Below are 25,808 nucleotides of genomic sequence, written 5' to 3'. Positions count from 1 at the left end.
ATGACGAAGATCGACACCAGTCGCCCGGAGACCGTTCTGCCGACCCCGTCCCACACCGTCGGCCCCTTCTACGGCCACGCCCTGCCCTTCCCGGGCGGCGGCGACATCGCCCCGTCCGGCCACCCGGACACGATCGCCCTCCAGGGGTACGTCCACGACGGCGAGGGCAATCCGCTGCCGGACGCGTTCCTGGAGCTGTGGGGTCCTGATCCGGACGGCCGTGTGCCGCAGGTCGACGGTTCCATGCGGCGGGACCCCGCCAGCGGAGGCTTCCTGGGCCGCAACGGCGTGGAGTTCACCGGCTGGGGACGCGTCCAGACCGACGCCAACGGCCACTGGACCGCGCGGACACTGCGGCCGGGGGCGCGCGGGCAGAGCGCGCCGTACCTCAGCGTGTGCCTGTTCGCGCGCGGGCTGCTCGTGCACCTGTACACACGGATCTACCTGCCGGGCGACGAGACGGCGCTGGCAGCGGATCCCCTGCTGTCCCGGGTGGATCCGGAGCGACGCGCCACGCTGATCGCCGCGCGGGAGCCCCACGGCACCTACCGTTTCGACATCCGCCTTCAGGGCGAAGGCGAAACGGTCTTCCTGGAGTTCCAGTGACTTCTGCCGATGCCGACAGTCTGCTCGGCCCCGGGTGGGCGGACTGCGCCGCCGCGTCCGCGACGAGCGACACCGCCTATCTGCAGGCCCTGCTCGACGCCGAGGCCGCGCTGACCCGCGCCCAGGGCCCGGCCGCGGCGGGCGAGGCGGTGACCGAGGCGGCCGACGTCGGACGGTTCGACGTGCCGTCGATCGCACGGCGCGCCCGCGCCGGAGGCAACCCGGTCATCCCGCTCGTCGCCGATCTGACCGAGGCGGTGGGCAAGGAGTACGGCCCGTACGTCCACCGGGGCGCGACCAGCCAGGACATCATGGACACCGCGACGATGCTCGTCGCCCATCGCGCCCTGGACCCGCTCCTCGCCGACCTGGCCCGCACCGAGTCGGCGCTGGCACGGCTGGCCGCCGAGCACCGGGACACCGCGCTGCCCGGGCGCACCCTCACCCAGCACGCCGTACCGACGACGTTCGGGCTCAAGGCGGCGGGCTGGCGTGCGCTGGTGCTGGACGCCCGGGATCGCGTCATCGCCGTACGGGAGTTGCTGCCCGCCCAACTCGGCGGCGCGGCCGGGACCTTGGCGGCCTTCACGGCGTACGGCACCGAGGACGCGCCCGCGCTGGTGGCGGCGTATGCCCGGGAGACCGGGCTCGCGGCGCCGACGCTGCCCTGGCACACCCTGCGCACCCCGGTCGCCGATCTGGCCGGGTGTCTGGCGTTCACGGCAGGGGCGCTGGGGAAGATCGCGGCGGATGTGCTGACGCTGTCCCGTACCGAGATCGCGGAGCTCGCGGAGGGCAGTGGCGGCGGTTCGTCGGCGATGCCCCACAAGGCGAATCCCGTACGGTCCACGCTGATCGCGGCCGCGGCCCGGCGGGCGCCGCAGCTCGCGGCCACGCTGTACGGGTCGCTGGCCGCCGAGGACGAGCGTCCGGCCGGTGCCTGGCACGCCGAGTGGGAGCCGCTGCGCGAGTTGTTCCGGCTCGCGGGCGGCGCTGCCCGGGACGCGGCCGAACTCGTCCAGGGACTCAGGGTCCACGCGGACGCGATGCGCGAACACCTGGATCTCACCCACGGGTTGATCGTCTCGGAGCGGCTGTCCGCCGAGCTCGCCCCCGTGCTGGGGCGCGCCCGTGCCAAGGCGCTGCTCACCGAGCTGGCCCGGCGCGCTCACGCCGAGGGCCGGAGCCTTGCCGAACTCCTCGCCGAGGAGCTCGAGTTGCAGGAGTTCGGCCTCGACGAGCTCGCCGACCCCGTCCGCTACACCGGCAGCGCCGCTGCCCTCACCGACCGTGCTCTGGAGCGACGTTGACCGACCTACTGCTCAACCACCGTATCGAGGGCTCCGCTTCCGCTCCTCCGCTGCTGCTCGGGCCGTCGCTGGGCACCTCGTACGCCCTGTGGGACGCGGTCGCGCCCGAGCTGTCCATCGGGCATCGGGTGGTCCGTTGGGACCTGCCCGGGCACGGGGGCTCGGCGGCGGAGCTGATCGGCCCCGGAGCGACCGTCGGTGACCTCGCCGACCTGGTGCTGCGGCTCGCCGACTCGCTCGGCATCGAGCGGTTCGCGTACGCCGGGGTGTCGCTGGGCGGTGCCGTGGGGCTGCAGCTGGCCGTACATCATCCCGAGCGGGTGGCGTCACTCGCCGTGATCTGCTCCTCGGCCCACTTCAACGGGGCGAAGCCGTGGGAGGAGCGGGCCGCGCTGGTGCGCGCGAAGGGACTCGCCGAGCTGGCCGGGACGGCCGACTCCCGTTGGTTCACTGCCGGGTTCACCGTGCCGCGGCTCGTCCAGGACCACCGTGACGCCGACCCGGAGGCGTACGCGGCCTGCTGTGACGCGCTGGCCGCGTTCGACCTGCGCGACCGGCTGGCGGAGATCTCCGCGCCGACGCTGCTGATCGCGGGCCGGGAGGATCCGGCGACCCCGCCGGCCCATCTGCGGGAGATCGCCGACACGGTGCCCGGTGCCGCGCTCGTCGAGATCCCCGGCGCCTCCCATTTGGCGCCCGCGCAGTGCCCGGAGGCCGTTCTCACCGCCCTGCGCGCCCACCTTCGAGGCAGCGCTCCGCGCGGCATGGAGGTGCGCCGAAAGGTGCTGGGCGACGCCCACGTGGACCGGGCCCAGGCCCGGCAGACGCCCTTCACCGCGCGCTTCCAGGACTTCATCTCCCGCTACGCCTGGGGCGAGATCTGGACCGACCCGACGCTCAGCCGCCGCGAGCGCAGCATGATCACCCTTACCGCGCTGGTCGCCCACGGCCACTACGACGAGCTGGCGATGCATGTACGGGCGGCCCGGCGCAATGGTCTGACCCCGGAGGAGATCGGCGCGGTGCTGCTGCAGACGGCCGTGTACTGCGGGGTGCCGGCGGCGAACTCGGCGTTCGCGGCCGCCCAGCCGGTGCTCGCCGAGGAGGACGAAGCATCCGGCCACCTTCATGGACACCGCGATGGTCCGTGAGGGCGGCATCACGCCCTGGAACACGGTCGCCGACGGCGCGCCCGGGGTGCTGGCCCTGGCCACCCAGGAGGCGGGCAGCGGTGGCTACTTCGACGGGACGTCCGCGGCGCGGGCGCACGAGGCGACGTACGACCCGGAGGTGCGGAGGCGGCTGTCGGCGGTGACCGGCCGGCTGCTGGGTGCCTAGTCAGTCCAGCCCGGTTCCCGTCGCCAGCATCTCCTCCGCCTTGGCCACCAGACCGTCGGCGCCGCACAGCCGGGCCAGCGTCAGGCCCCGGTGGAGTTCCGCGGTGGAGCGGGCCGCGATGCCGTACTCGATGCGGGCGGCGGCGTGTTCGTACTGGCAGGGCGAGGCGTCGAGGAAGGTGACCGCCTGGGCGGCGAGCCGGACCGCGCGCTGGCCGGTCTCCAGGGCCGCGGCGCAGCGCAGGGCCTCGCCGATGGCCGTGTCGGTGCCGAAGCGCTCGGCGTGCCGGCGGACGTCGGCGGCGAGTTGGGCGGCCCGCGGCGGGTCCTCGGTGGCCAGGGCCCGGGCGAGGTCGAGCGCCCAGGGAGCGAGCACCGGGTTGTGGTGGCCGCGCGCGGTGGCCGCCTTCCCGGCCCCCTCCAGTTCGTTGATGCCGTCCTTGGTGCGGCCGACGGCGAGCAGCAGGCGGCCGCGCACCGAGCGTGGGTCGGGCAGCACGATGGTGGACGGGTACGGCGGGGCGAAGCCGTACTGTTCGGCGACCTCCCAGGCCTGGTCGGTATGGCCGCGGGCCAGCAGCGTGTCGACGAGGTTGCAGCTGGCGGACCAGTACAGCGGCAGTCCGCGGCCGACGCGCTCGGCGAGCCGCAGGGACTCGCGCAGTGCGGTCTCGGCCTCCCTCAGGCGGCCGCGCCGGCGGTACGCGAAGCCGAGGAAGGCGTGCGCCAGGGCGAGATGGCCGCCGCTCCAGCCCGCCGACTCGTAGGTGCGCAGGGCCTCCGTGAACATGCTCTCGGCGCGGTCGAGCCGGTCGGCGTAGGTGTACGAACTGGCCAGCATCATCAGGATCTCGACACCCCACTCGGTGTCGGTCCAGCCGAGCCCGGGGGCGAGGCGGCCGTTGACGAGGGCGCGGTCGCACAGCTCGACGACCTCCTCGGCGTTCTCCCCGTGTGTCATGGCGTCGAAGCCGCGCAGGATGATCAGGGCGCGCTCGGAGTTGTCGCGGCCGGTGCAGGTGGAGGCGAGTTCCGCGAGCCGTTCGGAGCGTCCGGGTGAGGTCGCCTCGCCCGCGTGGATGCCCTCCCACATGTACTGCACGGCCTGGAGCCGCAATCTGGCCGGTCCGTGCGCGTGCCGGGCGGCTTCCGCCTCGACGGTGCGCACCGCCTCCTCCAACTGGTCGTTGTGGAGCAGGGCCTGGGAGAGGCGGTAGACGGCGTCGACGCGTTCGGCGCCGTCGAGGCCGGGCATGGCGAGCGCGGTCCGCAGATGGCCGATGGTGGTGGCCGGTGCGGTCAGCAGTGCGGCGCAGCCCAGTTCGTACAGGACATGGGCGTGGACCTCGGGCCGCGGCGGTTCTCGCAGGGCGCGTTCCAGACAGCTGCGGGCCGCGTCCGGGGCGCCGACGGCGAGATGTTCGGCGGCGGCCTCGCGCAACTGCCCGACGAGTTCCGCGTCGTCGTCGGGGTGGACCTCCAGGAGATGGCGGGAGGCGGCCGCCGCCCCGCGCCCGGAGGCGGTGACCACGCGGGCGGCGATGCCGTGCATGGCGGTGCACAGGGCGGGCGGGATGGAGTTGTAGACGGCGGTGGCGATCAGCGGGTGGACGAACTCCAGGTCGCCCTCCTTCACCGGGACCGAGGCCGGGTCGGGTGTGGTGAGGATACGGGCGCTGCGCAGGAGTTCGGCGCAGCGCACCGCGTCGTCGTGGCCCATGGTGGCGAGCTCGGCGACCAGGTCGACGGTGATCCCGGCGCCGAGGATGGCGGCCGCCCAGGCGAACCGGGTGGCCTCGATGCCGAGTCCCTCCAGGCGGGCGACGAGTCCGCCGCCGCGGGCCGAGCGGTTCAGGGCGCGCAGTTCGGCCGCGGAGGACTCGACCGGTTCCATCTCGCTGTCCTGCACCTTGGCGAGGAGCTCGACGGTCTCGTAGGGGTTTCCGGCGGTGACGGCCCAGACCTCGCGGCAGAACGCGGCGTCGGCGTGGCCGCCGACGGTGGCGCGGGTGAGGCCCGCGGTGGCGTCCGGGGTCAGCGCGCTGAGGTTGGTGACGGGTCGGCTCGCGGCTGCGGCCACGGCATCGAGGTGCCGGGCGCTCTCGCCCCGGACGTCGCCGGGCCTGCGGGCCACCACGACCAGCACGGACAGGTCATCGAGGCGCTCGGCGAAGGCGGCGAGCCAGCGCAGGGTCTCCTGGTCGGCCCAGTGGGCGTCGTCGATGAGCAGCACCAGCGGCCAGTCGCGCCGCGCCAGTCGCCGTACGGCGGTGACCAGACCGTCGCACACGCCCTGCGGGTCGGGCCGCCGGTCCCCGGGGTTCGCTATGCCGAGGGCGGGTCCGGCGATGTCGTACCAGTCGCCGAAGTACTCGCGGGCCTCCTCCGGCAGCAGCGACACCAGCGCCGGCTGGAGCAACTGCCGGACCACATTGAAGGGGACGGACCTCAGGGTCTCGCCGCCGCGGGCGGACCACACATGGCAGCCGCGCGCCTCGGCGATCCGCCGGGTCTCGGCCAGCAGGGCGGTCTTGCCGAGGCCCGCCTCGCCCCGGATCACCAACAGGCTGCCGGAGGAGGAACGGTCGGCGCTCAGGGTGTCCACCGCCCGTACGACGGCGGCGACTTCGGCGTCGCGCTCCCACAGGGAAGCCGAGGCGGCCGCCGTGGGCCGTACCTCCGTCATCCCGCTACCTCCCCAAGTCGCCCGAACGACGTACAGGCCTTGAGCGTAGCCCTCCGGCTGTCCGCTTGGAGGGCGGTCCGGTCAGCTGTTGCCGACATGGGTGACGGTGCGTGCGGCAGGATGACAGGACGGTGGTCCGGGCCCCTCTCATACGGTTTTCACCGTTGCCTCATACGGTGGGGCCATGACGCAGGTGACTCCTCCCGGGTGGTATCCCGACCCGGGGCAGACAAGTGACGGTCCCGCCACCGAGCGCTGGTGGGACGGCAGAGCATGGACGGACCAGACCCGCCCCGCGGGATCGGCCGCCGCATGGGGTCCGCCGGCGCCGTCGCCGGCCGCCGGGACACAGCCGGCATACCCGGCCTATCCGGCGTATCCCACGCCGCCGCCCGGCGGTCAGCGGCGCGGATTGCGTACGGGCATAGCCGTGGCGGTGGCCGCCGCGGTCCTCGCGAGCATCGGTGTGGGCGTGTACGCGCTGGCCGACAGCGGGGGTTCGGACGGCGGCACCGCCAACTCCCGGCCGAGTCCCGGCGGTCAGGGCGGGCCGGGCGGCCCCGGTGGACAGGACGACCCCTTCGGCGACTCCGGCGGTTCCGGGGGACAGTCCCCGTCCCCGTCGCCGGAGGGATCCGAGGCACCCCGGATCGAGAGCGGCTCGGTGACCGACTCGATCAGCGGGATCAGCCTGCCGGTGCCGGACGGCTGGTACGGCCAGGAGATCACCGTGGGCGCGTCGGTGACCTCGGAGGAGTCCTACAAGTGCCCTGGGGACACCTCCCAGAACTGCACCAAGGGCGGCGCCTACTCGGCCCCCGCGCGCGTGCTCGGCACCACGGGCACCACCGCCGAGGAGGTCGCGAAGGCGGACATCAAGGAGAACGCCCAGCAGTCCTACGGCGAGGGGTACGGCGAGATCACCTCGCACGAGGTGCTGGCCTCCAAGGCGGTGACGGTCGCGGGGCAGAAGGGCTATCTGGTGCGCTGGAAGGCGGTCACCAGCAAGGGCGCCGACGGCTATGTCGAGTCGCTGGCCTTCCCCTCCCCCGCGGACTCCGGTCAGATCGTGGTGGTCCGCTTCGGTGTCGACGTCGGGGAGCAGCAGTCCGTGATCGATGAAATAACGAAGGGCATCAAGGTGGCGTCCGGCGGCGGCAACGGCCAGGACGTCTGAGCCCTCACAGCAGACGGCCGGGTGGAGCACCTCTCCGCTCAAGAGGTGCTGCACCCGGCCGGGGGTGCGCGCCGCCCCCGTCCCCACGGTGCGGCGCGTCCAGGTCACCGTCCAGTCATCCCGTGGACGGCGGCCTGAGTCTTCTCATGTCAATCCCAGTGCGGGCAGCACGGCGGCCTCCACGAAGCGGAGCAGGTAGTCGGGGTCCGCGAACTCGCCCTCCAGGACCGGCCGGGCGCGCAGCACGCCGAAGATCTGCGCGGCGACGTACGGCAGCGCGGGATGGTCGGCGGCGATCTCACCGCGCTCGACCCCGCGCTGGAGGATGGCCCGGAGCGCGGCGAGCTCGGGTTCGACGAGCGCCTCGCGCAGCGCCTGCTGGAGCTCGCGGTCCTGGGTGACCGCGTGCCCGAAGGCCTGGAGCAGGATCGTGGTGTCGCCGTACGAGTCGCCCGCCGCCCGCCCGGCCGCGCGCAGGTCGCCCGCGAGCGTGCCGGTGTCGATGCCGGCGAAGCGCGGGCAGCGGCTGGAACGCAGGGCCGCCGCGACGAACTGGGGCTTGGTCTTCCACTGCCGGTAGAGCGTGGACTTGCTGCATCGCGTGCTGGTGGCGATGCCCTCCATGGTGACGGCGTCGTAGCCGCACTCACGGATCTGGTCGAGGACGGCGTCGAAGAACTCCTTCTCACGCTCGGGCGTGATCTTGGAGCGGCGCGAGGCGGCGACCGTCTCCGGTCCGTCCGCGGCCTGCGACGTCATCGGCTCTTCTCCTCGCTCGGCGGGTGCGTGCTTCCCAGTGTGGCCTATGTCTATCGGTACGCCAGTGTACCGGTACCCGACCGTATCGGTACACTGCCGTATCGGTACAGTGTCGTTTCGGTACCTACCCGTATCGATGAGTTCGGCGCGTCCGCGGGGTCACAAGCCCTGCGGGCCGCCGTCCGCACCACCCACGCACCACCGTCAGCGAAAGGGCCGGGGGAATGAATGCCCGCACCGAGCCTGCAGAAGCCGAGTCGGACGCGCTAGCGCGTCCGCCGCTCGTCCGTGAGCTCCTGCTCGTCGCAGGGCTCTTCCTCGTCTACAAGTTCGGCCGGCAGCTGGCCACCGGCCGCACCGGCGAGGCCTTCAGCAACGCGGACCGGGTGTGGGACCTGGAGCGGACCCTCCGGCTGCCCGACGAGAGCGCGGTGCAGTCGGTGCTGCTGCACGGCGACACCCTGGTCCGTGTCGCGAACACCTACTACGCGACCGTCCGCTTCCCGGCCACCGCGGCCTTCCTGGTCTGGCTCTATCTGCGGCGCCCCGCGCACTATGTGTGGGCCCGCCGGGTCCTGGCCACCGTCACCGCCGTCGCCCTGGTCGGCCATCTGCTCTTCCCGCTGGCCCCGCCGCGCATGCTCGAAGCGACCGGCCTGATCGACACCGCCCGGGTCTACGGCCCCTCGGTGTACGGCCCGCCCTCCAGCGACCAACTGTCGAACCAGTTCGCCGCGATGCCCTCGCTGCACTTCGGCTGGGCCCTGATGGTGGCGATCGGGCTGATCGTCGCCACCCGGTCGCGCTGGCGCCGGCTGTGGCTGCTCCACCCGCTGCTGACCCTGCTGGTGATCGTGGGGACGGCCAACCACTACTGGCTCGACGCGATCGTGGCGACCGCTCTGCTCGGTCTCGCGCTCGCCGTGATCCCCCCGCCGCACCGCACCCGGACCACCGCGGGACGCGGCACCGAACACCTCGTACCGGCCGAAGTACCTGTCGAAGAACCGACCCTCGTGGGAGCGGGCCGATGAACGCCACACTGCTCGCCGTAGTGCTGTCCCTGTTCTCGGCCGTCGCCTACGCGGCCGCCGCCGTCGCCCAGGAGCGCCTCGCCTCCCGGGCCCCCGAGACCGGGCTCGTGCGCCTGCTGGTCTCCGGTGCCTGGTGGGCATCCGTGGCGCTCAACGGCTCCGCCGCGCTGCTGCATGTCGTGGCGCTGAAGTACGGACCGCTGACCGTGGTCCAGCCGCTCGGCGCGCTCACCCTGGTCGCGGCCGTTCCGCTCGGCGCGCGGGTCGCGGGCCGCAAGGTCAGCGCCGCGGAGTGGCGGGGCACCGCGCTCACGCTGCTCGGTCTGGCCGCGATCCTCGTCACGGCCTCGGGGCCCGCCCCCGACGACGTCCTCAGCACCCCCGAGGCGCTGGCCGTCGCCGGGACCACGGCCGTGCTGATCGGTCTGCTGGCGCGGCCCGGGACCCGGCCGGGGCTGCGGCACGCGACCGCGTCCGGCTTCGCCTCCGGAGTCGCCTCGGCCCTCACCCAGACCGTCACCGTGGCCGCGACGGACCGCTCGGGCCCGCTGCTCAGCGTGCAGGTGATCGGGGTGGCGCTGCTCGTCGCCGCCCTCGCGGTGGGCGGTCTCTTCCTGTCCCAGACCGCCTACCGCGACGGTCTGGACGCCCCGCTCGCGGTGGTGACCCTGACCAATCCGGTGGCCGCCGCGCTCATCGGCCTGGTCCTGCTCGGCGAGCGGCTGCAGGGCGGCGCGGCCGGGGTCCTGCTCGCGCTGGCGGGCGCGGGCCTCGCGGCCCGGGGCGTCATCCTGCTCACCCGGGTCGCACCGCAGCCCGCGGCCCCGGAGGAGGACCACCCCGTCGCCGCGGTACTGGCACTGGAGCCGGGGACGGCGTCGGTCGAACCGGCGCTGGTGCCGGGCACGGTGTCGGTCGCACGGACGCTGGTGCCCCGGCAGCCGTCGCCGGGGCACCTCACGCCGCTCTGAGCCTCGCTACTCGACGATCATCGCCGGGTCGCTCACCCCGGGACGTCCGTTCTCGACGTGACCGGCGAACCTCCGCAGGAACGCCGGGTCGGCGTCGGAGGTGACGGTCAGGTCGTACCAGCGGCGGCTCGCCGTCAGGTCCGCGGTGTGCCGGACGGTGGCGCCGGGGCGCACGGTGAAGGTGCGCGCAGAGCCGCCGTAGCCGCTGGTGACCTTGAGCCGGACGGTGCCGGAGCCCTTGTTGGTGAAGGTGAGCTGGATGTCGTCACCGGTGTGGCGCGCGGTGACCTCGGGTCCCGCCGTCTTGTTCGGACCCCTGAAGACGCGCAGGAAGCCGTTCGGGCCGTGCACGGTCAGGTCGTACGAGCCGTTCGAGTACGCCGAGTTCCAGGTGTCCGCGATGCTCTTGCCGGCCTCGGTGGTGTACGTCCACGGCCCGTCGGCGCGGTTGCCGGACCTCACCAGGAAGGCGGCGCCCGCCTTGGCGCCGGAGGCGAAGGCCAGCGTGATCCTGCCGGCCGCCGCGTCCACCGAGCCGTCCACGGACGGGGCGTACTTCAGCGGGCGGGCGGGGCGCAGACCGCGCTCCTGGCGGGGCATGTCCGGGTCGGCCGGGGGCGTCGGCCGGTAGTCGGGGTGCCGCTCGCGGTCCTGCGGCTCGTACTCGTCCGTCTCCGGCAGCGCGGCCGGGCGGCTGTCCTTGCGGGAGAAGTCGAAGGCCGAGGTCAGGTCACCGCACACGGCCCTGCGCCACGGGGAGACATTGGTCTCCTTGACGCCGAAGCGGCGCTCCATGAACTGCAGGATCGAGGTGTGGTCGAGGGTCTCGGAGCAGACGTAACCGCCCGTGCTCCACGGCGAGACGACCAGCATCGGCACCCGCGGGCCGAGGCCGTAGGGGCCGGCCGGGCGCCGGCTGTCGCCCGGGTAGAGGTCGAGCGAGACATCGACGGTGGACTTGCCCTGCGAGGCGTCCTTCGGCGGGAGCGGCGGCACCAGGTGGTCGAAGAAGCCGTCGTTCTCGTCGTACGTGACGAACAGGGCCGTCTTCGACCAGACCTCCGGGTTGGAAGTGAGGGCGTCCAGGACCTGGGCGATGTACCAGGCGCCGTAGTTGGAGGGCCAGTTGGAGTGCTCGGAGAAGGCCTCGGGGGCGGCGATCCAGGAGATCTGCGGCAGCCTTCCGGCCTTGACGTCGGCCTTCAGCTGGTCGAAGTAGCCGTCGCCGTTCTTGACGTCGGTGCCGGTGCGGGCCTTGTCGAACCAGGGCTCGCCGGGCTGGGCGTTGCGGTACTTGTTGAAGTACAGCAGGGAGTTGTCGCCGTAGTTGCCGCGGTAGGCGTCGTCGATCCAGCCCCAGGAGCCGGCGGCGTCGAGTCCGTCGCCGATGTCCTGGTAGATCTTCCAGGAGATACCGGCCGCTTCGAGCCGCTCCGGGTAGGTCGTCCAGCCGTAGCCGAGTTCGTCGTTGCCGAGGACGGGGCCGCCGCCCGTGCCGTCGTTGCCCGTGTACCCCGTCCACAGGTAGTAGCGGTTCGGGTCGGTGGAGCCGATGAAGGAGCAGTGGTAGGCGTCGCAGATGGTGAACGCGTCGGCGAGGGCGTAGTGGAAGGGGATGTCCTCGCGGTTCAGGTACGCCATGGTCGTGGTGCCCTTGGCGGGGATCCACTTGTCGTACTTGCCCTTGTTGTAGGCGACTTGTCCATCGGTCCAGCCGTGCGGCAGGCCCTCCAGGAACTGCATGCCGAGGTCCTCGGCGGTGGGGTGGAAGGGCAGCAGGTCCTTGGTGCCGTCGGACTGGTGCCACACCGACTTGCCGCTGTCCAGCGTCACCGGGTGCGGGTCGCCGAAGCCGCGGACGCCCCTCAGCTTGCCGAAGTAGTGGTCGAACGAACGGTTCTCCTGCATCAGGACGACGATGTGCTCGACGTCTTCGATCGACCCCGTGCGGTGGTTCGCCGGGATGGCGGCGGCCCGCTGAATGCTGCTCGACAGCGCGGTGAACGCCGAGGTGGCGCCCGCGAGTTGAAGGAATCTACGCCGGTTGACTTCGGGCATGGGTGAGGGACCTCTCCCCTTGAGGGTGTTCGACCGGTCGGTTCTGTTTGACGGATTGTGCGCGGAAGGAGTGTTCCAAGAGCACCAAACGTCAGGGAAGGGTCTGGTGGCGGCTGTGTGAAAGTCGGCGGTACGGGTGGTGCCGGGGTTCATGAGCCGGGGGTGGGGTGGGAGAGACGCTGAATGCGCGCGTGACGTGCACCGGCGTGGTGGGCGAGGGCTCGGTCCAGTTCCTCGGGGGTGGTGTCGGGGCGGCTGCCTTCGAGCGAGATCAGGCGCAGGCCGCCGTACTCCTGCCGGAAGGGCCACCAGAGGGAGCGCGGCGGCCGGGCTCTTCAGGACCGTGCCGGAGCTGATCAGTTGCAGCATGACGCCCAGCAGAAGATGACGTACAGCGGTCGGCGCAAGGCTGAGCGAAGCGGTAAGGCACGGACGCGCGTACGAATTGAGCAAGCGGGGGGAACGTTCTCAGCCAGGAATGATCAGGACGTTCGCGCACCACGACCGTGATGCCGGCGAACTGTTCATTGAATTCTTCCCACGCGAGCCGCTTCCTGCCGACCGCCGGATCGCAGATCTGCCCGCCCCGCCGGGTGGTGGACTCGATGACTGTGTGAGCACGGCGTCACCGTGGCCCTTTCAATCGGTAAGCCCAGCCTGGACGTCTACCGCATCACGGACGGCGCACTGGCCTTCCTGGACGACTGGCAGCCCGTCGAAGCACCGCCGCCGGCCGGTGACTGACGCCGCCTCCCGCTGGTCCGGGCGGTCGCGTCCCGCGAGGTGGTGTAAGCGATCATGCGCTTCGCCTTCCGGTACCTGGCTCGCGATGATCTCTCCGTTGGCGCGGCACGCGAAGTGGCCCGGTCAGGCGCGGGGAGTGCCTCAGCCGGTCGAAGTACCCGGCGCGACCTGCGAGTTCCGGTCCGTTGATCGGCTACACCACCCGGCGGGACGCCATCGTCCGGGCGTGCTCCCGGCTTCGCCGGCACCACCTCGGGCGCCCTGTGCCCGCGTGAGTGCCCGGCGTTAGAGTTCCCGCATGCACAGGCAGGCCCCAACGCTGGAGGATGTCGCGCGGGAGGCGGGGGTCTCCCGCGCCACTGTGTCGCGGGTCGTGAACGGTGTGCGTAATGTCGACCCCGACATCCAGGCCCTGGTCCGCAGCGCGATCGAACGGACCGGCTACGCGCCGAACCGAGCGGCGAGGGCGCTGGTCACCCGACGCACCGGGGCCCTGGCCCTCATCGTCTCCGGCGCAGGCGACGCTTTCGCCGGGCGCGTGTTCGCAGACCCGTTCTTCGGTCGCGTCGTCAACGGCGTCGTGGGGTATCTCCGGGCACGCACGATGCAGCCGGTGCTGCTGTTCGCCGAGTCGGAGACGGCCAGGACGCAGGTGGTCGACTACGTGCGGCAGGGCAGTGCCGACGGCGCCCTGGTGGTCTCCGTGCAACCGGACGACCCCCTGCCGGGCATGCTCCTGGCCGCGGGCGTCCCCACGGTGCTGTTCGCACGTCCGACCCATACGGCGCCGGTCAGTTGTGTCGATCTGGACCACTACGCGGGAGGACGCCTGGCCGGGGAGCACCTCCTGGCTCGCGGCTGCCGCCGTATCGCGGTGATCAGCGCCCCGCCGGATCTCAGGGCCGGCCAGGAACGACTCGCCGGGTTCCGCGACGCCCTGGCACGCGCCGGACACGACACCCCTCCGCTGGCCGAGGGTGCCTTCTCCCTCGACAGCGGGACGACGGCCATGGCCACGCTGCTGCGGGACCACCCCGAGGTGGACGGCGTGTTCGCGGCCAACGACCTGATGGCCCAGGGCGCCTGCCAAGTCCTGCGGGAACTGGGCAGGCGCATACCGGAGGACGTCGCCGTCGTCGGGTTCGACGACTCGAGCATCGCCGTGACGTGCCGGCCGCCGCTCACCACCGTGCGCCAGCCGGTGGAGGAGATGGCGGCGGCCATGGCCAGAATGCTCGGCGAGCAGGTCCAGGGCACCCCTGCCGAACCTCGCACCCTCGTCTTCGCCCCGGAACTGGTCGTACGCGAGTCCGCCTGACCTGGGTCAGGGGCGCATCTGCCGGTGGGCGCGGATGATGTCCGCGTACCGCCGGCCACTTGTCTTGAGGGTGCGGGTCTGCGTCTCGTAGTCGACGTGGACGAGGCCGAATCGCTTGTCGTAGCCGTAGGCCCACTCGAAGTTGTCGAGCAGGGACCAGGCGTAGTAGCCGGCCAGCGGTGCGCCCTTGCGGACCGCCCGGGCGCAGGCACTCACGTGCTGCTCCAGGTAGCGGGCCCGGTCGGGGTCGTGGACGGTGCCCTCGGGCGACACGGTGTCCGGGAACGCGGAGCCGTTCTCGGTGACGTACAGCTCGCGGACCCCGTAGTCGTCGGTGAGCCGCAGCAGCAGGGCCTCAAGGCCGTCGGCGTCGATCTGCCAGTCCATGCCGGTGCGGGGCACGTCGGGCACCCGGATCTCGCGGGCGTACGGCACCGGGCCCCTGGGGTCGTCGGTGACGGTCGCCGGGAAGTAGTAGTTGAGGCCGTGCCAGTCCAGCGGTGCGGCGATCGTGTCCAGGTCGCCGGGCCGTTCCGGGAGTTCGACGCCGTACAGCTCGCGCAGGTCGGCGGGGAAGCCCCGGCCGTACACCGGGTCGAGCCACCAGCGGTTGATGTGGCCGTCCATGCGGGTGGCCGCCGCGATGTCCTCGGGACGGGTGGACGCTGCCTCGACGGTGGAGTGGTTGGTGACCAGTCCGACCTGTGCGCCGGGGACGGCCGCGCGGATCGCCCGGGTGGCCAGGCCGTGGGCGAGCAGCAGGTGGTACGAGGCCTGCACGGCGGCGGTCAGGTCGGTCAGGCCGGGAGCCATTCGGCCCTCGAGGTGGCCGATCCAGGCGGAGCACAGGGGTTCGTTGAGGGTGGCCCACCGGGTGACCCGGTCACCGAGCCGTTCTGCCACCACGGAGGCGTAGGCGGCGAGGTGTTCGGCGGTGTCGCGTACGGTCCAGCCGCCGCGGTCCTGGAGGGCCTGGGGGAGGTCCCAGTGGTAGAGGGTGATGTTGGGGGTGATGCCGGCCGTGAGGAGGGCGTCGACGAGGCGGTCGTAGAAGTCGAGGCCGGGCGCGTTGACCGGTCCGTCACCGGCGGGCATGACGCGGGGCCAGGCGATGGACATGCGGTAGGCGTCGGTGCCGAGCCGCTTCATCAGCGCGATGTCCTCGGGCCACCGGTGGTAGTGGTCGCAGGCCACGTCGCCGTGGTCGTCGTTGTCCACCTTGCCGGGGGTGTGGGAGAAGGTGTCCCAGATCGACGGGGACCGGCCGTCCTCGGCGGCGGCCCCCTCGATCTGGTAGGCGGAGGTGGCCGTGCCCCAGGTGAAGTCGGCGGGGAAGGCGGCGAGGTCGAGCGAGTCGGACACAGAGAGCCTCTCTGGGATGGTCGTGGGGCGGCGGTACTGTCCGGCGGTCACTTGACGGCGCCGGCGGTGAGACCGGCGACGAGGTAGCGCTGCAGGAGCAGGAAGCCGGCGACGACGGGCAGGCTGACGACGAGTGAGGCGGCCATGATCTGGTTCCAGTACACGTCGTTCTGGGTGGAGTAGCCCTGGAGCCCGACGGCGAGGGTGCGGGTGGTGTCGTTGGTCATGACGGAGGCGAACAGGACCTCGCCCCAGGCGGTCATGAACGCGTAGACGGCGACGGCGACGATGCCCGGGATCGCGGCGGGGACGATGACGCGGAAGAGGGCTCCGACGGGCCCGCAGCCGTCCACCTTGGCCGCCTCGTCGAGGTCTCTGGGCACGGACTCGAAGTACCCCATCAGCATCCAGATGGAGAAGGGCAGCGAGAAGGTGAGGTAGGTGAGGATCAGTCCGCCGCGGGAGCCGAACAGCGCGATGCCGGTGGCGTTGCCGATGTTGACGTAGATGAGGAACAGCGGCAGGAGGAACAGGATGCCGGGGAACATCTGGGTCGACAGCACCGTCACCGTGAAGACGCGCTTGCCGCGGAAGGAGTAGCGGCTGACCGCGTACGCGGCGAACACGGCGATGGTGACGGAGCAGACGGTCGCCGCGCCCGCCACGATCAGCGAATTCATGAAGTAGTCGGCCAGCGGCACCGTCTCCCAGATGTCGAAGTACGGGCGGACGGTGAGACCGGAGGGGATCCACTGGAACGTGCCGGACACGTCCTCGAGCGGCTTGAGCGAGCTGGAGATCATGACGTACACCGGCAGCAGCACGAAGCCGGCGAGGAGCGTCAGGAAGATCCGCCGGCTCCACAGGAAGGATTGCGGGGCGGCCATCGGGGAGCGGACCTGACGCCGGGACTGGCTAGGCATCGGTGGCCCTCCTTCCTCGGGACGTGAGCATGAGGTAGGCACCCGTCACCACGAGCAGGAACAGCAGCAGCAGGACCGACATCGCGGAACCGGTCCCGAAGTTCCAGGTCTGGAACGAGGACTGGTAGATGTGCAGCGAGATGAGGTTTGCGGACTCGGGTGCCGCCTCACCGAAGAGGACGAAGGGGGTGTTGAAGTCGTTGAACGTCCACAGGAACAGCACCAGGACGAGCACCTGGTTGACCGGGCGCAGCGACGGCAGCGTGATGCGGCGCACCTGCTGCCAGACCCCGGCTCCGTCGAGGGCCGCGGCTTCGTAGATCTCCCGGGGGATGTTCTGCAGCCCGGCCATCATGATCAGGAAGGCGAAGGGCCAGCCCTTCCAGACCGAGACCACGAGCAGGGCGATGAAGCTGTTGTCGCCGATCAGCCAGAACGGCGGGCTGTCGGTGAGCCCCAGCTGGTCGTACAGGACCTGGTTGATCAGGCCGTTGTCGCGCTGGAACATGAACGCCCAGGTGATGACGGCGGCGTAGACGGGCAGCGCGTACGGGACGAGGAACAGCGTGCGCAGGAAGCCGCGGCCGCGGAAGCTCTCCTGCATGAAGATGGCGGCGGCCGCGCCGAGCAGCCAGCACAGCCCGACCGAGAGCACGGTGAACAGGCAGGTGGTGAGGAAGGACTTCAGCAGCGCCTCGCCGACGGGGGCGTTGAAGTCGACCGCGAGGGAGTAGTTGTCGAACCCGGTCCAGGGAGCGGTGCCCCAGTCGCGGATGTAGAACTGGGTGAGCTCCTTGAAGCTGACGGCGATGCCGATCACCATCGGCACCAGGTGGACCAGCAGTACGAGGATCAGGGCGGGCAACAGCAGCAGATACGGCAGTCCGATACGGCGCAGCCGCCCGGAACGGCGCCTGCGCGGTGCCGCTCCGGGGTCGTTCTTCCGTGCCGTCCGCTCGCCTGTGTCCAGGGCAGCGGTGGTGGTCATGGTGGTGTCCGTACTCACTTCGTGGGCATCTGCTGCTGGGCCTTTTCGAGCCTGGCCCGCACCGACTCGGTGGTCACCGGCCGCCCCGCGGCGGCGTCGGCGAAGAGTTCCTTGACCGCGGTGCCGACGAGGGTCTCGAACTGGGACTCCTCGGGGACCTGCGGAAGTGCGGTGGCGCTGGTGGCGAGCGTGTCCCGAAGCACGGCGAGCGCGGGGGCGCCGAAGGCCGGGTCCTGCTGGGCGGCCTTGACCGGCGGGATGGAGCCGTACGCCTTGTTGAGGACGACCTGCTCCTCGTCGCTGGTCATGAACTTCACGAACTTCTTCGCGCCGTCGATGTTCTTGGTGTTCTTGAACACGGCCATGTTGATGCCGGCGACCATCGAGTTGGTGGCCTGGCCGGCACCGGGCCTGCCGGACTGCACGGGGGCGGGGGCGACGCCCCACTCGTCGTCGTTCATGCCCTGGGCCTTGAAGGTGGCCGACGCGGTCTGCCACAGCACCATGGCCGTCTTGTCCTTGGCGAAGTCGCTCAGGGACTGGTTCTGGGCGTACTCGGCGTTGCCCGGCGCGATGATCTTGTCCTTGGCCATCAGGTCGACGTACTGCTTCACGGCGGCGACGGCCCCGTCGGAGGTGAAGTCGGCCTTGCCGTCGGGGGTGAAGAAGTCCGCGCCGTGCTGCTTGCCCAGGACGAACACCTGGTGGATGTTGTTCGACAGGTTGGACCCCTCGGCGCCGAGCGCCCACTTGCCGTCCTTGGACAGCTTCTTGCCGGTGGCGACCAGTTCGTCCCAGGTGGCCGGCGGCTTGTCGATACCGGCCTCGGCGAACATCTTCTTGTTGTAGTAGAGCGCGTACGCCATCGAGTACAGCGGCACGGCGGCCGGGTCCTGGCCCTGGACACCCGTGGAGCCGAGGGCGGACTCCACGAAGCGGTCCCTGCCGCCGACCGCCGCGAAGTTCTTCTCGTCCCACGGCAGCAGTGCGCCACTGGACTGCAGCGAGGCGCTCCAGGTGTTGCCGATGTTCAGGACGTCGGGGCCCTGACCGGAGGTGGTGGCGGTGAGGATGCGGTTGAGCAGGTCCGACCAGGGGACGACCTCGAGCTTCACCTTGATCCCGGTCTGCTTCTCGAACTTGTCGAGCTCCGGCCGGAGGACCTTCTTGTCGACCTCCAGGCTCGCTCCCTGGTTGGAGGCCCAGTAGGTGAGGGTCTTCGGCTGCTCGTTGGACCCTTCCGAGCCCGTGGATCCGCCGCCGCAGGCGGTCGCGGCGAGGGCGAGCGAGAGGGTGACAGCACCGACGGCTGCCGCTCTGATTCTGCGCATGACTCAGAGGCCTTCCGGGAAGTGACGGGGTCGCCCGCGGAGGCGGGCGCCGGAGCGACCCTCCGCGTTCCCTGAAGCCCCCACGGCTTAATTTAGGATGTGAGTTAAGAGTCAATCGAAGGGCGCGTCAAGGGCTCCGCCACAGGTAAGTTGCGGTCATGATGCGGAATGAGGAGGACACGGTGAAGATGCGCAGCGGCCGTACGGTGCGTGACCTGCGGCGGGAGAACCGCACCGCGGTATTGCAACGGTTGTATTTCGACGGGCCGCTCAGCCGGTTCTCGCTGGGGCCGGCCACCGGGCTGAGTTCGGGCTCGGTGAGCAACGTGGTCTCCGAACTGGTCACCGAGGGCCTGGTGGAGGAGGCCGGCAGCGTCGACTCGGCCGGCGGCCGCCCCCGCACTCTGCTGCGCATCAGCGCGCGCAGCGGTTACCTGATCGGCATCGACATCGGCGAGACCAGGGTGCGCATCGAACTCTTCGACCTCGCCCTCACCGAACTGGCCCGGATCGAGAAGCCACTGGAGACCGGATGCCCGCGCCGCCTCGACCGCTACGACGTCGGGGTCGTCGTGACGCATCTGCGCGAGGGCATCCCCGAAGTGCTGGGGGAAGCCGGCGTCGCGGCGGAGCGGCTGGTCGGAGTCGGGATCGGGGTACCGGGCATCGTCGCCAGGACCCCGCAGGACGGCGCCGTCGTGCACGGCCAGACGATCGGCTGGGACGCCGTCCCCCTGGAACGGCTGCTGCGCGAGTCCCGGATCCTGCCCGACACCGTGCCGTACTACATCGACAACGGCGCCAGGACGCTGGGCCAGGCGGAGATGTGGTTCGGCGCCGGCCGGGGCGCGCGGAGCGCGGCGGTAGTGCTCTTCGGCTCCGGCGTCGGCGCCTGCGTCGTCAGCGACGACCTGAGTCCGGGCCGCGCCGTGGAGTGGGGGCATCTGACGGTGCGGGTGCGCGGACGCCGGTGCCGCTGCGGCGCCCAGGGTTGTCTGGAGGCGTACGCGGGCGCGGAGGCGCTGCTCCAGCGCTGGGCGGAGGCGGGAGGACAGCCGCCCGCGGGCGCGGACGAGGAGACCGCGCTCACCGCGATGCTCGCGGCCGCGTACCCGGACGGAACGGGGAGCGGCCCGCAACCCGATGCCACGGCTCTGGCCGTCCTCGAGGAGACCGCCGAGTATCTCGGCGCGGGCTTCTCCGACCTGATCAACCTCTTCCAGCCCGAACGCATCCTGGTCGGCGGCTGGGCCGGGCTGCAGCTCGGCCGGCGCTTCCTGGACGCGGTGACGGCCCACGCCACCTCGTACGCCCTGAACCACCCCGCCGCCCGCGTCCGCATCGACCTCGGCACCATGGGACCGGACGCCGTCACCGTGGGCGCGGCCATCCTGCCGCTCGCCGACTTCTTCGCGCGTGGCGGCCGACCCGAGCAGGCCGAACCGGTGGAACCGGACCCGGCGTGGCGGACGGCCCTGCGGGAGCGCTCGGCGCGGTGAGCGGCGCCTTCCGCACGGCTGCGTGCTCCGGGGCAGCCGGACCGGCCGGTGCACTGCGGTGCCCGCCGCTGGGAGAGGGACCCGACGCCCAGACCTTGGGTCCTGCGCCACGGACTCGGCGCAGCCCCACCGCGGGCCCCGAGACGTGCTGCCCAGGCGTCAGCCGCAGGCCGACGTGCGGGGAGTTGCCATCTCCACCACACGAGGTCCCCGGTCAGCGCCAACACCCGGCGAACGCGCTACCCGCACCGCCCCACCCGTCAACAACCGCTGACCGTGACCGTCCCCGCCCACCGCGCGTCCCCCGCCGACCCGCCCACCAGAAGCCGGTACGGGCCGGGCTCCGTGGACCAGCCGCCGTCCCCCTCCGACCAGTGCCGCACGGCGCGCGGCCCCACCACCACCTCGGCACTCGCCGTCCGGCCCGCTTCCGCCCGGACAGCCGCGTATCCGGCGAACCAGCGCACGGGACGCTCCACGGCCGAATCGGGGCGGGCGAGATAGACCTGTACGACCTCGCGCCCGGCGCGGACGCCGGTGTTGCGCACCGTCACCCGAACGGTGAAGGGCTCGCCGGCCGTGACATGCGCGGGGGCCTCCACAGCGCCGTACTCCCACGTCGTGTAGCCGAGTCCGTGGCCGAACCAGTAGGCGGGCTCACACCCGGCACGCAGCCACGCCCGGTGGCCGATGTGCAGGCCCTCGGCGTAGTCGAGCCGTCCGTCGACCGGCCGGACGCGGGTGACGGGAGCCTCCGCCAGGGACGCCGCCCAGGTCGTCGGGAGCCGGCCGCCGGGTTCGGCGAGGCCGAACAGGACGTCGGCCAGCCCCGCGCCGGCCTCCTGCCCCGGGAACCAGGCGAGCAGCACGGCACCGGCTTCCTCGTGCCAGGGCAGCTCGACGGGGCCGCCGCTGTTGACGACCACGACCGTGCGCGGATTCGCGGCGGCCACCGCGCGGACCAGCTCGTCCTGGTGCCCTCCGAGCGCCAGTCCGGTGCGGTCGTACCCTTCGGTCTCACTGTGCTCGGTGGTGCCGACGACCACGATCGCGGCGTCGGCGTCCCGGGCCGCCCGCACCGCGTCCTCCAGGGCGGCCGCCGGGTCCGGTTCCGGTGGCGCCGCGGTGACGACGGTGGCGCGTCCGCGGCCGGGTACCAGTTCGCGCCGTGCCACCACCTGCACGGGCCGCTTCGCGGTCAGTACCGTCCGTGCCGTGTGCACGGGCGGGTTGACGTGGACCACGGCCGGGTCGTCCGTGTCACCGGGGAACTCCCCGTCCAGGAGCGTGCGGTCGCCGACGGTGAGCGTCATGCGTCCGAAGCCTCCGACACCGAACGTCCACTCTCCCGGCTGACGGGGATGCAGCACCGCACCGATCTCCACCGTGTGCGCGCCCGGCGGCAGTTCCGGCTCCAGCTGCCGGCCCGAGAGCCGGTGCTCCGCGCACAGCTCCCGCCCCGCCGCGTCCAGCACCCGCAGCAGCACGCCGGGGGCGCCCGACCGCGGGTCGCTGCACAAGGCGGTGTCGAGCGGAGCCGGCGGGCCCCCCGAGGCGGGGCCCGGCTCGTACACCACCCGGGCCCGCCCCCGCAGCCGGGCCCGGACCCCGGCCAGCGGGGTGACCACGTCAGAGCAGAAGACGCCCGCGCTGCCGCCGCCCTGGACGCGCGGGACCGCCGCATGCACCCCGATGACCGCGACGGTGGACAGCCCGCCGGCATCCAGCGGCAACACGCCGGCGTTGCGTAGCAGCACCGAACCGGCACTGACGGCGCGGCGCAGCAGCGCCCGGGTGTCGCGGGACACCGCCCACGGCACCCGGGGCGGGCGATGCGGCTCCAGCGCACCCACGCGGCCGGCGAGCCGGAGCAGCCGCCGCACCTTCTCGTCGACCGCCGGCTCGGCGACCTGGCCGTCCTTCACCGCCCGCACCAGCAAGGCGCCCCACGGGCTGTCCGGGCCCGGCATCGCCAGGTCGAGGGCGGCGCGACCGGTGTCCTCGGTGGTGCGCACGGCCGCCCAGTCGGAGACGGCGACCCCGTCGAACCCCCATTCCCCCTTGAGGGGTTCCGCCAGCAGCGGGCTGGCCGTCATGGTGGTACCGCAGACGGCGTTGTAGCCCGCCATCACCAGCCACACTCCGGCCTCCACGGCCGCCTCGAAAGGCGCGAGATACACCTCGCGCAGGGTGCGTTCGGACGCCCGGACGTCGGCGGTCAGCCGGTCGGTCTCGGAGTCGTTGCCGACGTAGTGCTTGGCGGTGGCCGCCACCCCGAGAGCCTGGATGCCCCGGATGAGCGCGGCCCCGGTACGGCCGGTCAGTTCCGGGTCCTCGGAGAAGCACTCGAAGTGCCGTCCGCTCAGCGGGCTCCGATGGAGGTTGAGCGTGGGGGCCAGGACCACGTCGACGCCCTTGCGGGCGGCCTCGGTGGCGAGCAGGCCACCGAGCCGCTCGACCAGTTCCTCGTCCCACATCGCGCCCAGAGCGGAGGCGGAGGGCAGCAGGGCCGAGGTACGCCGCTCGTCCCATGCCTCGCCGCGTACCCCGGCGGGCCCGTCCGAGGCCACCATCTCCCGCAGCCCGATCGCGGCTTCACCGGCGGTGCGCCAGGTCGTCGCGCCGCTGAGCAGGCGCACCTTCTGTTCGAGGCTCAGCCTGTCGATGAGCCGATCGAGAGTCTCGTCGTCCAGTCCCGCCATTCCCACCATCATTTCCTTCCCCTTGCACCTTCCAGCGGAAGGGGCCGGGCGGCACCCGTGCGGAGCGGGTGGCCGGGCCCCTGTGAACCGGCCGGATCAGGGCAGCCGGTGGTCCTCGTTCAGCACCGGGGCGAGCCCGGGTAGTTCTGGTCGCAGCCGCGCGTGTCGCACGTGTCGCACGTGTCGCACGTGTCGCACCGGTAGCCGCCCACGAAGCAGCGGTCGACCAGCGCCTTGAGGGTCCGCTCCGCCCATGCGTTGAAGAAGACGTAGTGGAAGGCGTAGCCGCGACCAGCGGCCCGGCGGACGTCGGCCGGTGCGGGACAGGTGGTGTTGCCGCCGCAGAGGCTGTCCCAGGTGCTGCCGGAGTTGGTTGTCGTGCCGCCCATGAAGGTGTGGTCGTGGGACTTGCCGGGCTGCCCCGGGTACGCGAGGTCGTCCGGCGCGGTGTGGGTGACGGCGCAGTTGGCCTGGAACTCCTTGTGGTAGCGCGGCGGCGGAGTGGCGTCGGACGGGGTCGGTCCGGTGACTGGGGGAACAGCCGGTATGTACGCGGTTCCCGTCGGGGTCGTCGGGCGGAGGCCTGGGGCGACACCGCCATCGTGTGCCCGTTGTGAGCGTCGGCGGGGTGGAACTCTCCGGTCGGCCGCGGTGGCCACCGTGCCGATGCCGGGAACGGTCGCGACGAGAGCGCTGCCGAGCAGCGCGCGGGTTTCGAGCGCCATCTCGTGGAGGGCCTCCAGCCCATGCGGTGCAGTGACCCGGCAGGGGGCTGAGCGCTGCCCCCTGCCGGGGGTATGGCGTGGTGCGTCAGCTGTAGATGCCGAACTCGTACAGCGAGTAGCCCCAACCAGTGCCACGCGCCTTCAGCTGGAGACGGACGTGCCGTGCGGTCGCCGCGACGTCGATGGTGTCGATGTCGCCGTTGCCGTCGGTGGTGGTGTGAACCGTGCGCCAGGTGTTCCCGTCGTCGGACACCTGGACTTCGTAGGACTTCGCGTAGGCCGGGTCCCATACCAGCTGGAGTTTGCGGATGGCGGTGGGGGCGCCGAGATCGACGCTGATCCACTGCGGGTCGCTCCACTCGCTGGCCCAGCGCGTGCCGGACTTGCCGTCCGTCGCCTTGGCGGGCTCGCACGGGCAGTCGCCGTAGGAGGGCTGGAAGGAGGAGGCGGTGGTGGGCTTGTTCAGTGCCACGTTCGTGCCGGTCACCGGCGGGGCGACGACCTTGACCGACTTCGTCTCGATGCCGGCGTTGCCGCGGCCGTCCTCGGCCTGGATGTACACCTTCCAGACACCGAGCTTCTCGGGGGCCTTCACGGCGAAGGTCCCGTTGCCGGTGGACCGCCACTCGGCCTCGACCAGCCGCTTGTCACCGTTGGCGTAGTTGCCGCTGAGGAACACCTTGTACGTGACCGGGTCACCCTCGGGGTCGCGCACGTCGGCGCGGACGGTGAACTCGCCGCCCGCCGGGGCGGACGAGGCGGGGCTGACGGCCATGTTCGTGATGACGGGTGGGGTGTTGTCGCCGGCGGTCGATCCGCTGTACGCCTTCTTGACGGAGTAGTAGGACAGCCGCTTCAGTCCGCCTGGCACGAGGTTGAACCAGATACCGCCGAAGTCGCGCTCGACGCCGTAGTGGAAGAGGGTTGCGCCGAGGGCGACACCCCGGTCGCCGGTGACGCAGTCCCAGGCCTTGGTGTACCCCTCGGCCTTCTGCACGTCGGTCGGCTCGTCGGGAACGCCGTTGGCGTCGTCGGGCACCTCCCACTCGCCGGCCGGTCCGCCCTCGGTGATGATGTACGGCTTGGTGTAGCCGCCCTTCTCCCAGTCCTCCTGGACGTTGCAGATGTTGCCGTAGGAGTTCATCGCGTACAGGTCCAGGTCGGGCGCGTTGCGCTTGTAGTACGGCCACGCGCCGGTCCAGGCGTCGGTCGAGGTGACCGGGTGGTCGGGGTCGATGCTGTGGATCTTCTTGGCGACGTCGTTGACGAAGGAGGTGTAGGCGTTGCGCTGCGCCTCGAGTTCGCTGCCGCTGTAGCAGTTCTGCAGGCCGAGCACCGACTCGTTGCCGACGTTCCACATCAGCGTGGCGGGGTGCGACTTGTAGGTCTCCACCCACTTCGAGACCTCGGTCAGCATGTTGGTCTTGTACGTGGTGTCGGTGACGTAGTTGACGCAGCCGCCGCTGCCCGGGCCGCCGCCCGGCTGGAGCCAGAAGCCGTTGATCACGCGGATGCCGTTGGCCGCCGCAGAGTCCAGCAGCGGCTTGGTGCCGCCGTCGGTGCCCCAGGTGCGGATCGTGTTGACGCCCATGGACTTCACGTCCGGCATGTACTTCGGGGCGTCGGCGATGGCCGGGCCCCAGGTCAGTCCCTTGACGGTGTACGGCTGCCCGCCGACGGTCAGTTGCCAGTTCCCCTGGGAGCCGGTGACCTCGACCGCCCCTCCCTCGACGGGAGGTGTGCCGTCGGTGGTCCCGTACACCTGGAACTCCCACAGGGAGTAGCCGTAGCCGCCGGACCGCTCGGTGCCCAGCATGCGCACGTAGCGGCCGGAGCCGGAGACGGCCACCTCGTCCGTGCCGCCGTCACCGCCGGTCACGGTTTTCAGGGTGCGCCAGTCCGTGCCGTTGTCGGACGTCTGGATCTGGTAGCTCTTGCCGTACGCGGTCTCCCAGGTCAGCACGACCCGGCTGAGGTCCGCCTTCTGTCCCAGGTCTACCCGGAGCCACTGCGAGTCGCTCCACTGACTGGACCAGCGGGTGCCGGTCAGATTGCCGTCGACGGCAGCCGACGCGGCGTACGCGTCGCCCTCCTGCGACGACGCGGTGGCAGGCTTGCCCTGAGACAGCAGGGTCTCCGCCGCCTGGGCGGGCGCGGCGGCGAGGGTGAACGACGACGCCACCAGCGCGCCGAGGGCCAGCAGGGAGAGACCGGTGCGGCGGCGGGTCAGGAGGGGTGGTGAGTGGGGTCTGGACACATCTGCTCCTGTCAGGTCGGT

General features: G+C 71.7%; 19 protein-coding genes and 1 pseudogene. 9 read left to right on the top strand and 11 right to left on the bottom strand.

What is annotated here, in order from left to right; genetic code table 11:
• The 4 genes and pseudogenes from pcaG to RMT89_RS02340 form a co-directional block, all read left to right on the top strand.
• On the top strand, positions 1 to 606 hold the full coding sequence (pcaG, locus tag RMT89_RS02355; protein ID WP_315882205.1) for a protocatechuate 3,4-dioxygenase subunit alpha: 606 nt from the start codon (positions 1 to 3) through the stop codon (positions 604 to 606).
• Positions 603 to 1,916, top strand: coding sequence for a 3-carboxy-cis,cis-muconate cycloisomerase (gene pcaB, locus RMT89_RS02350; RefSeq protein WP_315882204.1), 1,314 nt, complete (start codon positions 603 to 605; stop codon positions 1,914 to 1,916). The genes pcaG and pcaB overlap by 4 nt, the downstream gene beginning before the upstream one ends.
• Positions 1,913 to 3,067 (top strand): 3-oxoadipate enol-lactonase, encoded by a 1,155-nt coding sequence (gene pcaD / locus RMT89_RS02345; protein WP_315882203.1) that lies wholly within the window; start codon positions 1,913 to 1,915, stop codon positions 3,065 to 3,067. The genes pcaB and pcaD overlap by 4 nt, the downstream gene beginning before the upstream one ends.
• A pseudogene (locus tag RMT89_RS02340) lies at positions 3,030 to 3,254 on the top strand (3-oxoacyl-ACP reductase); the annotation flags it as partial. The gene pcaD and the pseudogene RMT89_RS02340, both read left to right, overlap by 38 nt.
• Here the strand turns inward: RMT89_RS02340 and RMT89_RS02335 are convergent.
• Positions 3,255 to 5,939: an AAA family ATPase gene (locus RMT89_RS02335; protein WP_315882202.1), complete on the bottom strand. Its 2,685-nt coding sequence runs from the start codon at positions 5,937 to 5,939 to the stop codon at positions 3,255 to 3,257.
• Between the two features lie 184 nt (positions 5,940 to 6,123).
• Between RMT89_RS02335 and RMT89_RS02330 the strand changes: the two genes are divergently transcribed.
• Positions 6,124 to 7,116: a DUF2510 domain-containing protein gene (locus RMT89_RS02330; RefSeq protein ID WP_315882201.1), complete on the top strand. Its 993-nt coding sequence runs from the start codon at positions 6,124 to 6,126 to the stop codon at positions 7,114 to 7,116.
• A 144-nt stretch (positions 7,117 to 7,260) separates the two neighbouring features.
• On the opposite strand, the gene RMT89_RS02325 is transcribed toward RMT89_RS02330, so the two are convergent.
• Entirely contained in the window at positions 7,261 to 7,875 is a 615-nt protein-coding gene (locus RMT89_RS02325) for a TetR/AcrR family transcriptional regulator C-terminal ligand-binding domain-containing protein (RefSeq protein WP_315882200.1), read from the bottom strand.
• A 224-nt stretch (positions 7,876 to 8,099) separates the two neighbouring features.
• Between RMT89_RS02325 and RMT89_RS02320 the strand changes: the two genes are divergently transcribed.
• Positions 8,100 to 8,909, top strand: coding sequence for a phosphatase PAP2 family protein (locus RMT89_RS02320; protein ID WP_315882199.1), 810 nt, complete (start codon positions 8,100 to 8,102; stop codon positions 8,907 to 8,909).
• Positions 8,906 to 9,880, top strand: a complete 975-nt coding sequence (locus RMT89_RS02315; RefSeq protein WP_315882198.1) for a hypothetical protein — start codon at positions 8,906 to 8,908, stop codon at positions 9,878 to 9,880. Before RMT89_RS02320 ends, RMT89_RS02315 begins: the two co-directional genes overlap by 4 nt.
• A 6-nt stretch (positions 9,881 to 9,886) precedes the next feature.
• Here the strand turns inward: RMT89_RS02315 and RMT89_RS02310 are convergent, their stop codons facing one another.
• Positions 9,887 to 11,938, bottom strand: coding sequence for a phosphocholine-specific phospholipase C (locus RMT89_RS02310; RefSeq protein WP_315882197.1), 2,052 nt, complete (start codon positions 11,936 to 11,938; stop codon positions 9,887 to 9,889).
• A gap of 271 nt (positions 11,939 to 12,209) precedes the next feature.
• On the bottom strand, positions 12,210 to 12,545 hold the full coding sequence (locus RMT89_RS45830) for a hypothetical protein (RefSeq protein ID WP_399497503.1): 336 nt from the start codon (positions 12,543 to 12,545) through the stop codon (positions 12,210 to 12,212).
• 435 nt (positions 12,546 to 12,980) lie between these two features.
• Between RMT89_RS45830 and RMT89_RS02305 the strand changes: the two genes are divergently transcribed.
• Positions 12,981 to 14,000: a LacI family DNA-binding transcriptional regulator gene (locus RMT89_RS02305; RefSeq protein WP_315882196.1), complete on the top strand. Its 1,020-nt coding sequence runs from the start codon at positions 12,981 to 12,983 to the stop codon at positions 13,998 to 14,000.
• 6 nt (positions 14,001 to 14,006) lie between these two features.
• On the opposite strand, the gene RMT89_RS02300 is transcribed toward RMT89_RS02305, so the two are convergent.
• The 4 genes from RMT89_RS02300 to RMT89_RS02285 are packed head-to-tail and all read right to left on the bottom strand — an operon-like array spanning position 14,007 to position 18,604.
• Positions 14,007 to 15,362 carry a GH1 family beta-glucosidase gene (locus RMT89_RS02300; RefSeq protein ID WP_315882195.1) on the bottom strand — a complete coding sequence of 452 codons (1,356 nt, stop codon included), beginning with the start codon at positions 15,360 to 15,362 and terminating at the stop codon, positions 14,007 to 14,009.
• A gap of 47 nt (positions 15,363 to 15,409) precedes the next feature.
• On the bottom strand, positions 15,410 to 16,249 hold the full coding sequence (locus tag RMT89_RS02295) for a carbohydrate ABC transporter permease (RefSeq protein WP_315882359.1): 840 nt from the start codon (positions 16,247 to 16,249) through the stop codon (positions 15,410 to 15,412).
• Positions 16,250 to 16,277: 28 nt separating this feature from the next.
• On the bottom strand, positions 16,278 to 17,273 hold the full coding sequence (locus tag RMT89_RS02290; protein WP_315882194.1) for a sugar ABC transporter permease: 996 nt from the start codon (positions 17,271 to 17,273) through the stop codon (positions 16,278 to 16,280).
• 14 nt (positions 17,274 to 17,287) lie between these two features.
• Positions 17,288 to 18,604, bottom strand: a complete 1,317-nt coding sequence (locus tag RMT89_RS02285) for a sugar ABC transporter substrate-binding protein (RefSeq protein WP_315882193.1) — start codon at positions 18,602 to 18,604, stop codon at positions 17,288 to 17,290.
• 158 nt (positions 18,605 to 18,762) lie between these two features.
• Here RMT89_RS02285 and RMT89_RS02280 point away from each other — a divergent pair, with 158 nt between their 5' ends.
• Positions 18,763 to 20,103 (top strand): ROK family protein, encoded by a 1,341-nt coding sequence (locus RMT89_RS02280; RefSeq protein ID WP_399497463.1) that lies wholly within the window; start codon positions 18,763 to 18,765, stop codon positions 20,101 to 20,103.
• A gap of 260 nt (positions 20,104 to 20,363) precedes the next feature.
• Here RMT89_RS02280 and RMT89_RS02275 read toward each other — a convergent pair whose 3' ends face one another.
• From RMT89_RS02275 to RMT89_RS02265, 3 genes are all read right to left on the bottom strand, one after another.
• Positions 20,364 to 22,805: a glycoside hydrolase family 3 C-terminal domain-containing protein gene (locus tag RMT89_RS02275; RefSeq protein ID WP_315882192.1), complete on the bottom strand. Its 2,442-nt coding sequence runs from the start codon at positions 22,803 to 22,805 to the stop codon at positions 20,364 to 20,366.
• A gap of 119 nt (positions 22,806 to 22,924) precedes the next feature.
• Positions 22,925 to 23,530 (bottom strand): hypothetical protein, encoded by a 606-nt coding sequence (locus RMT89_RS02270; RefSeq protein WP_399497461.1) that lies wholly within the window; start codon positions 23,528 to 23,530, stop codon positions 22,925 to 22,927.
• 85 nt (positions 23,531 to 23,615) lie between these two features.
• Positions 23,616 to 25,787 (bottom strand): discoidin domain-containing protein, encoded by a 2,172-nt coding sequence (locus RMT89_RS02265; protein ID WP_315882191.1) that lies wholly within the window; start codon positions 25,785 to 25,787, stop codon positions 23,616 to 23,618.
• Positions 25,788 to 25,808: the final 21 nt, after the last annotated feature.

The sequence above is a fragment of the Streptomyces sp. P17 genome (assembly GCF_032436805.1).
Taxonomy (GTDB): domain Bacteria; phylum Actinomycetota; class Actinomycetes; order Streptomycetales; family Streptomycetaceae; genus Streptomyces.
Note: the sequence above shows the minus strand (reverse complement) of the source record. Positions and strands in the feature narration are given on the sequence as shown.

What these genes read in the sequence shown, in the direction of transcription:
- pcaG (WP_315882205.1), top strand. Translation starts at nt 1, where the DNA reads ATGACGAAGATCGACACCAGTCGCCCGGAGACCGTTCTGCCGACCCCG.
- RMT89_RS02335 (WP_315882202.1), bottom strand. Translation starts at nt 5,939, where the DNA reads ATGACGGAGGTACGGCCCACGGCGGCCGCCTCGGCTTCCCTGTGGGAG.
- RMT89_RS02330 (WP_315882201.1), top strand. Translation starts at nt 6,124, where the DNA reads ATGACGCAGGTGACTCCTCCCGGGTGGTATCCCGACCCGGGGCAGACA.
- RMT89_RS02325 (WP_315882200.1), bottom strand. Translation starts at nt 7,875, where the DNA reads ATGACGTCGCAGGCCGCGGACGGACCGGAGACGGTCGCCGCCTCGCGC.
- RMT89_RS02320 (WP_315882199.1), top strand. Translation starts at nt 8,100, where the DNA reads ATGAATGCCCGCACCGAGCCTGCAGAAGCCGAGTCGGACGCGCTAGCG.
- RMT89_RS02315 (WP_315882198.1), top strand. Translation starts at nt 8,906, where the DNA reads ATGAACGCCACACTGCTCGCCGTAGTGCTGTCCCTGTTCTCGGCCGTC.
- RMT89_RS02310 (WP_315882197.1), bottom strand. Translation starts at nt 11,938, where the DNA reads ATGCCCGAAGTCAACCGGCGTAGATTCCTTCAACTCGCGGGCGCCACC.
- RMT89_RS02305 (WP_315882196.1), top strand. Translation starts at nt 12,981, where the DNA reads ATGCACAGGCAGGCCCCAACGCTGGAGGATGTCGCGCGGGAGGCGGGG.
- RMT89_RS02295 (WP_315882359.1), bottom strand. Translation starts at nt 16,249, where the DNA reads ATGGCCGCCCCGCAATCCTTCCTGTGGAGCCGGCGGATCTTCCTGACG.
- RMT89_RS02290 (WP_315882194.1), bottom strand. Translation starts at nt 17,273, where the DNA reads ATGACCACCACCGCTGCCCTGGACACAGGCGAGCGGACGGCACGGAAG.
- RMT89_RS02285 (WP_315882193.1), bottom strand. Translation starts at nt 18,604, where the DNA reads ATGCGCAGAATCAGAGCGGCAGCCGTCGGTGCTGTCACCCTCTCGCTC.
- RMT89_RS02280 (WP_399497463.1), top strand. Translation starts at nt 18,763, where the DNA reads ATGATGCGGAATGAGGAGGACACGGTGAAGATGCGCAGCGGCCGTACG.
- RMT89_RS02275 (WP_315882192.1), bottom strand. Translation starts at nt 22,805, where the DNA reads ATGGCGGGACTGGACGACGAGACTCTCGATCGGCTCATCGACAGGCTG.
- RMT89_RS02270 (WP_399497461.1), bottom strand. Translation starts at nt 23,530, where the DNA reads ATGGCGCTCGAAACCCGCGCGCTGCTCGGCAGCGCTCTCGTCGCGACC.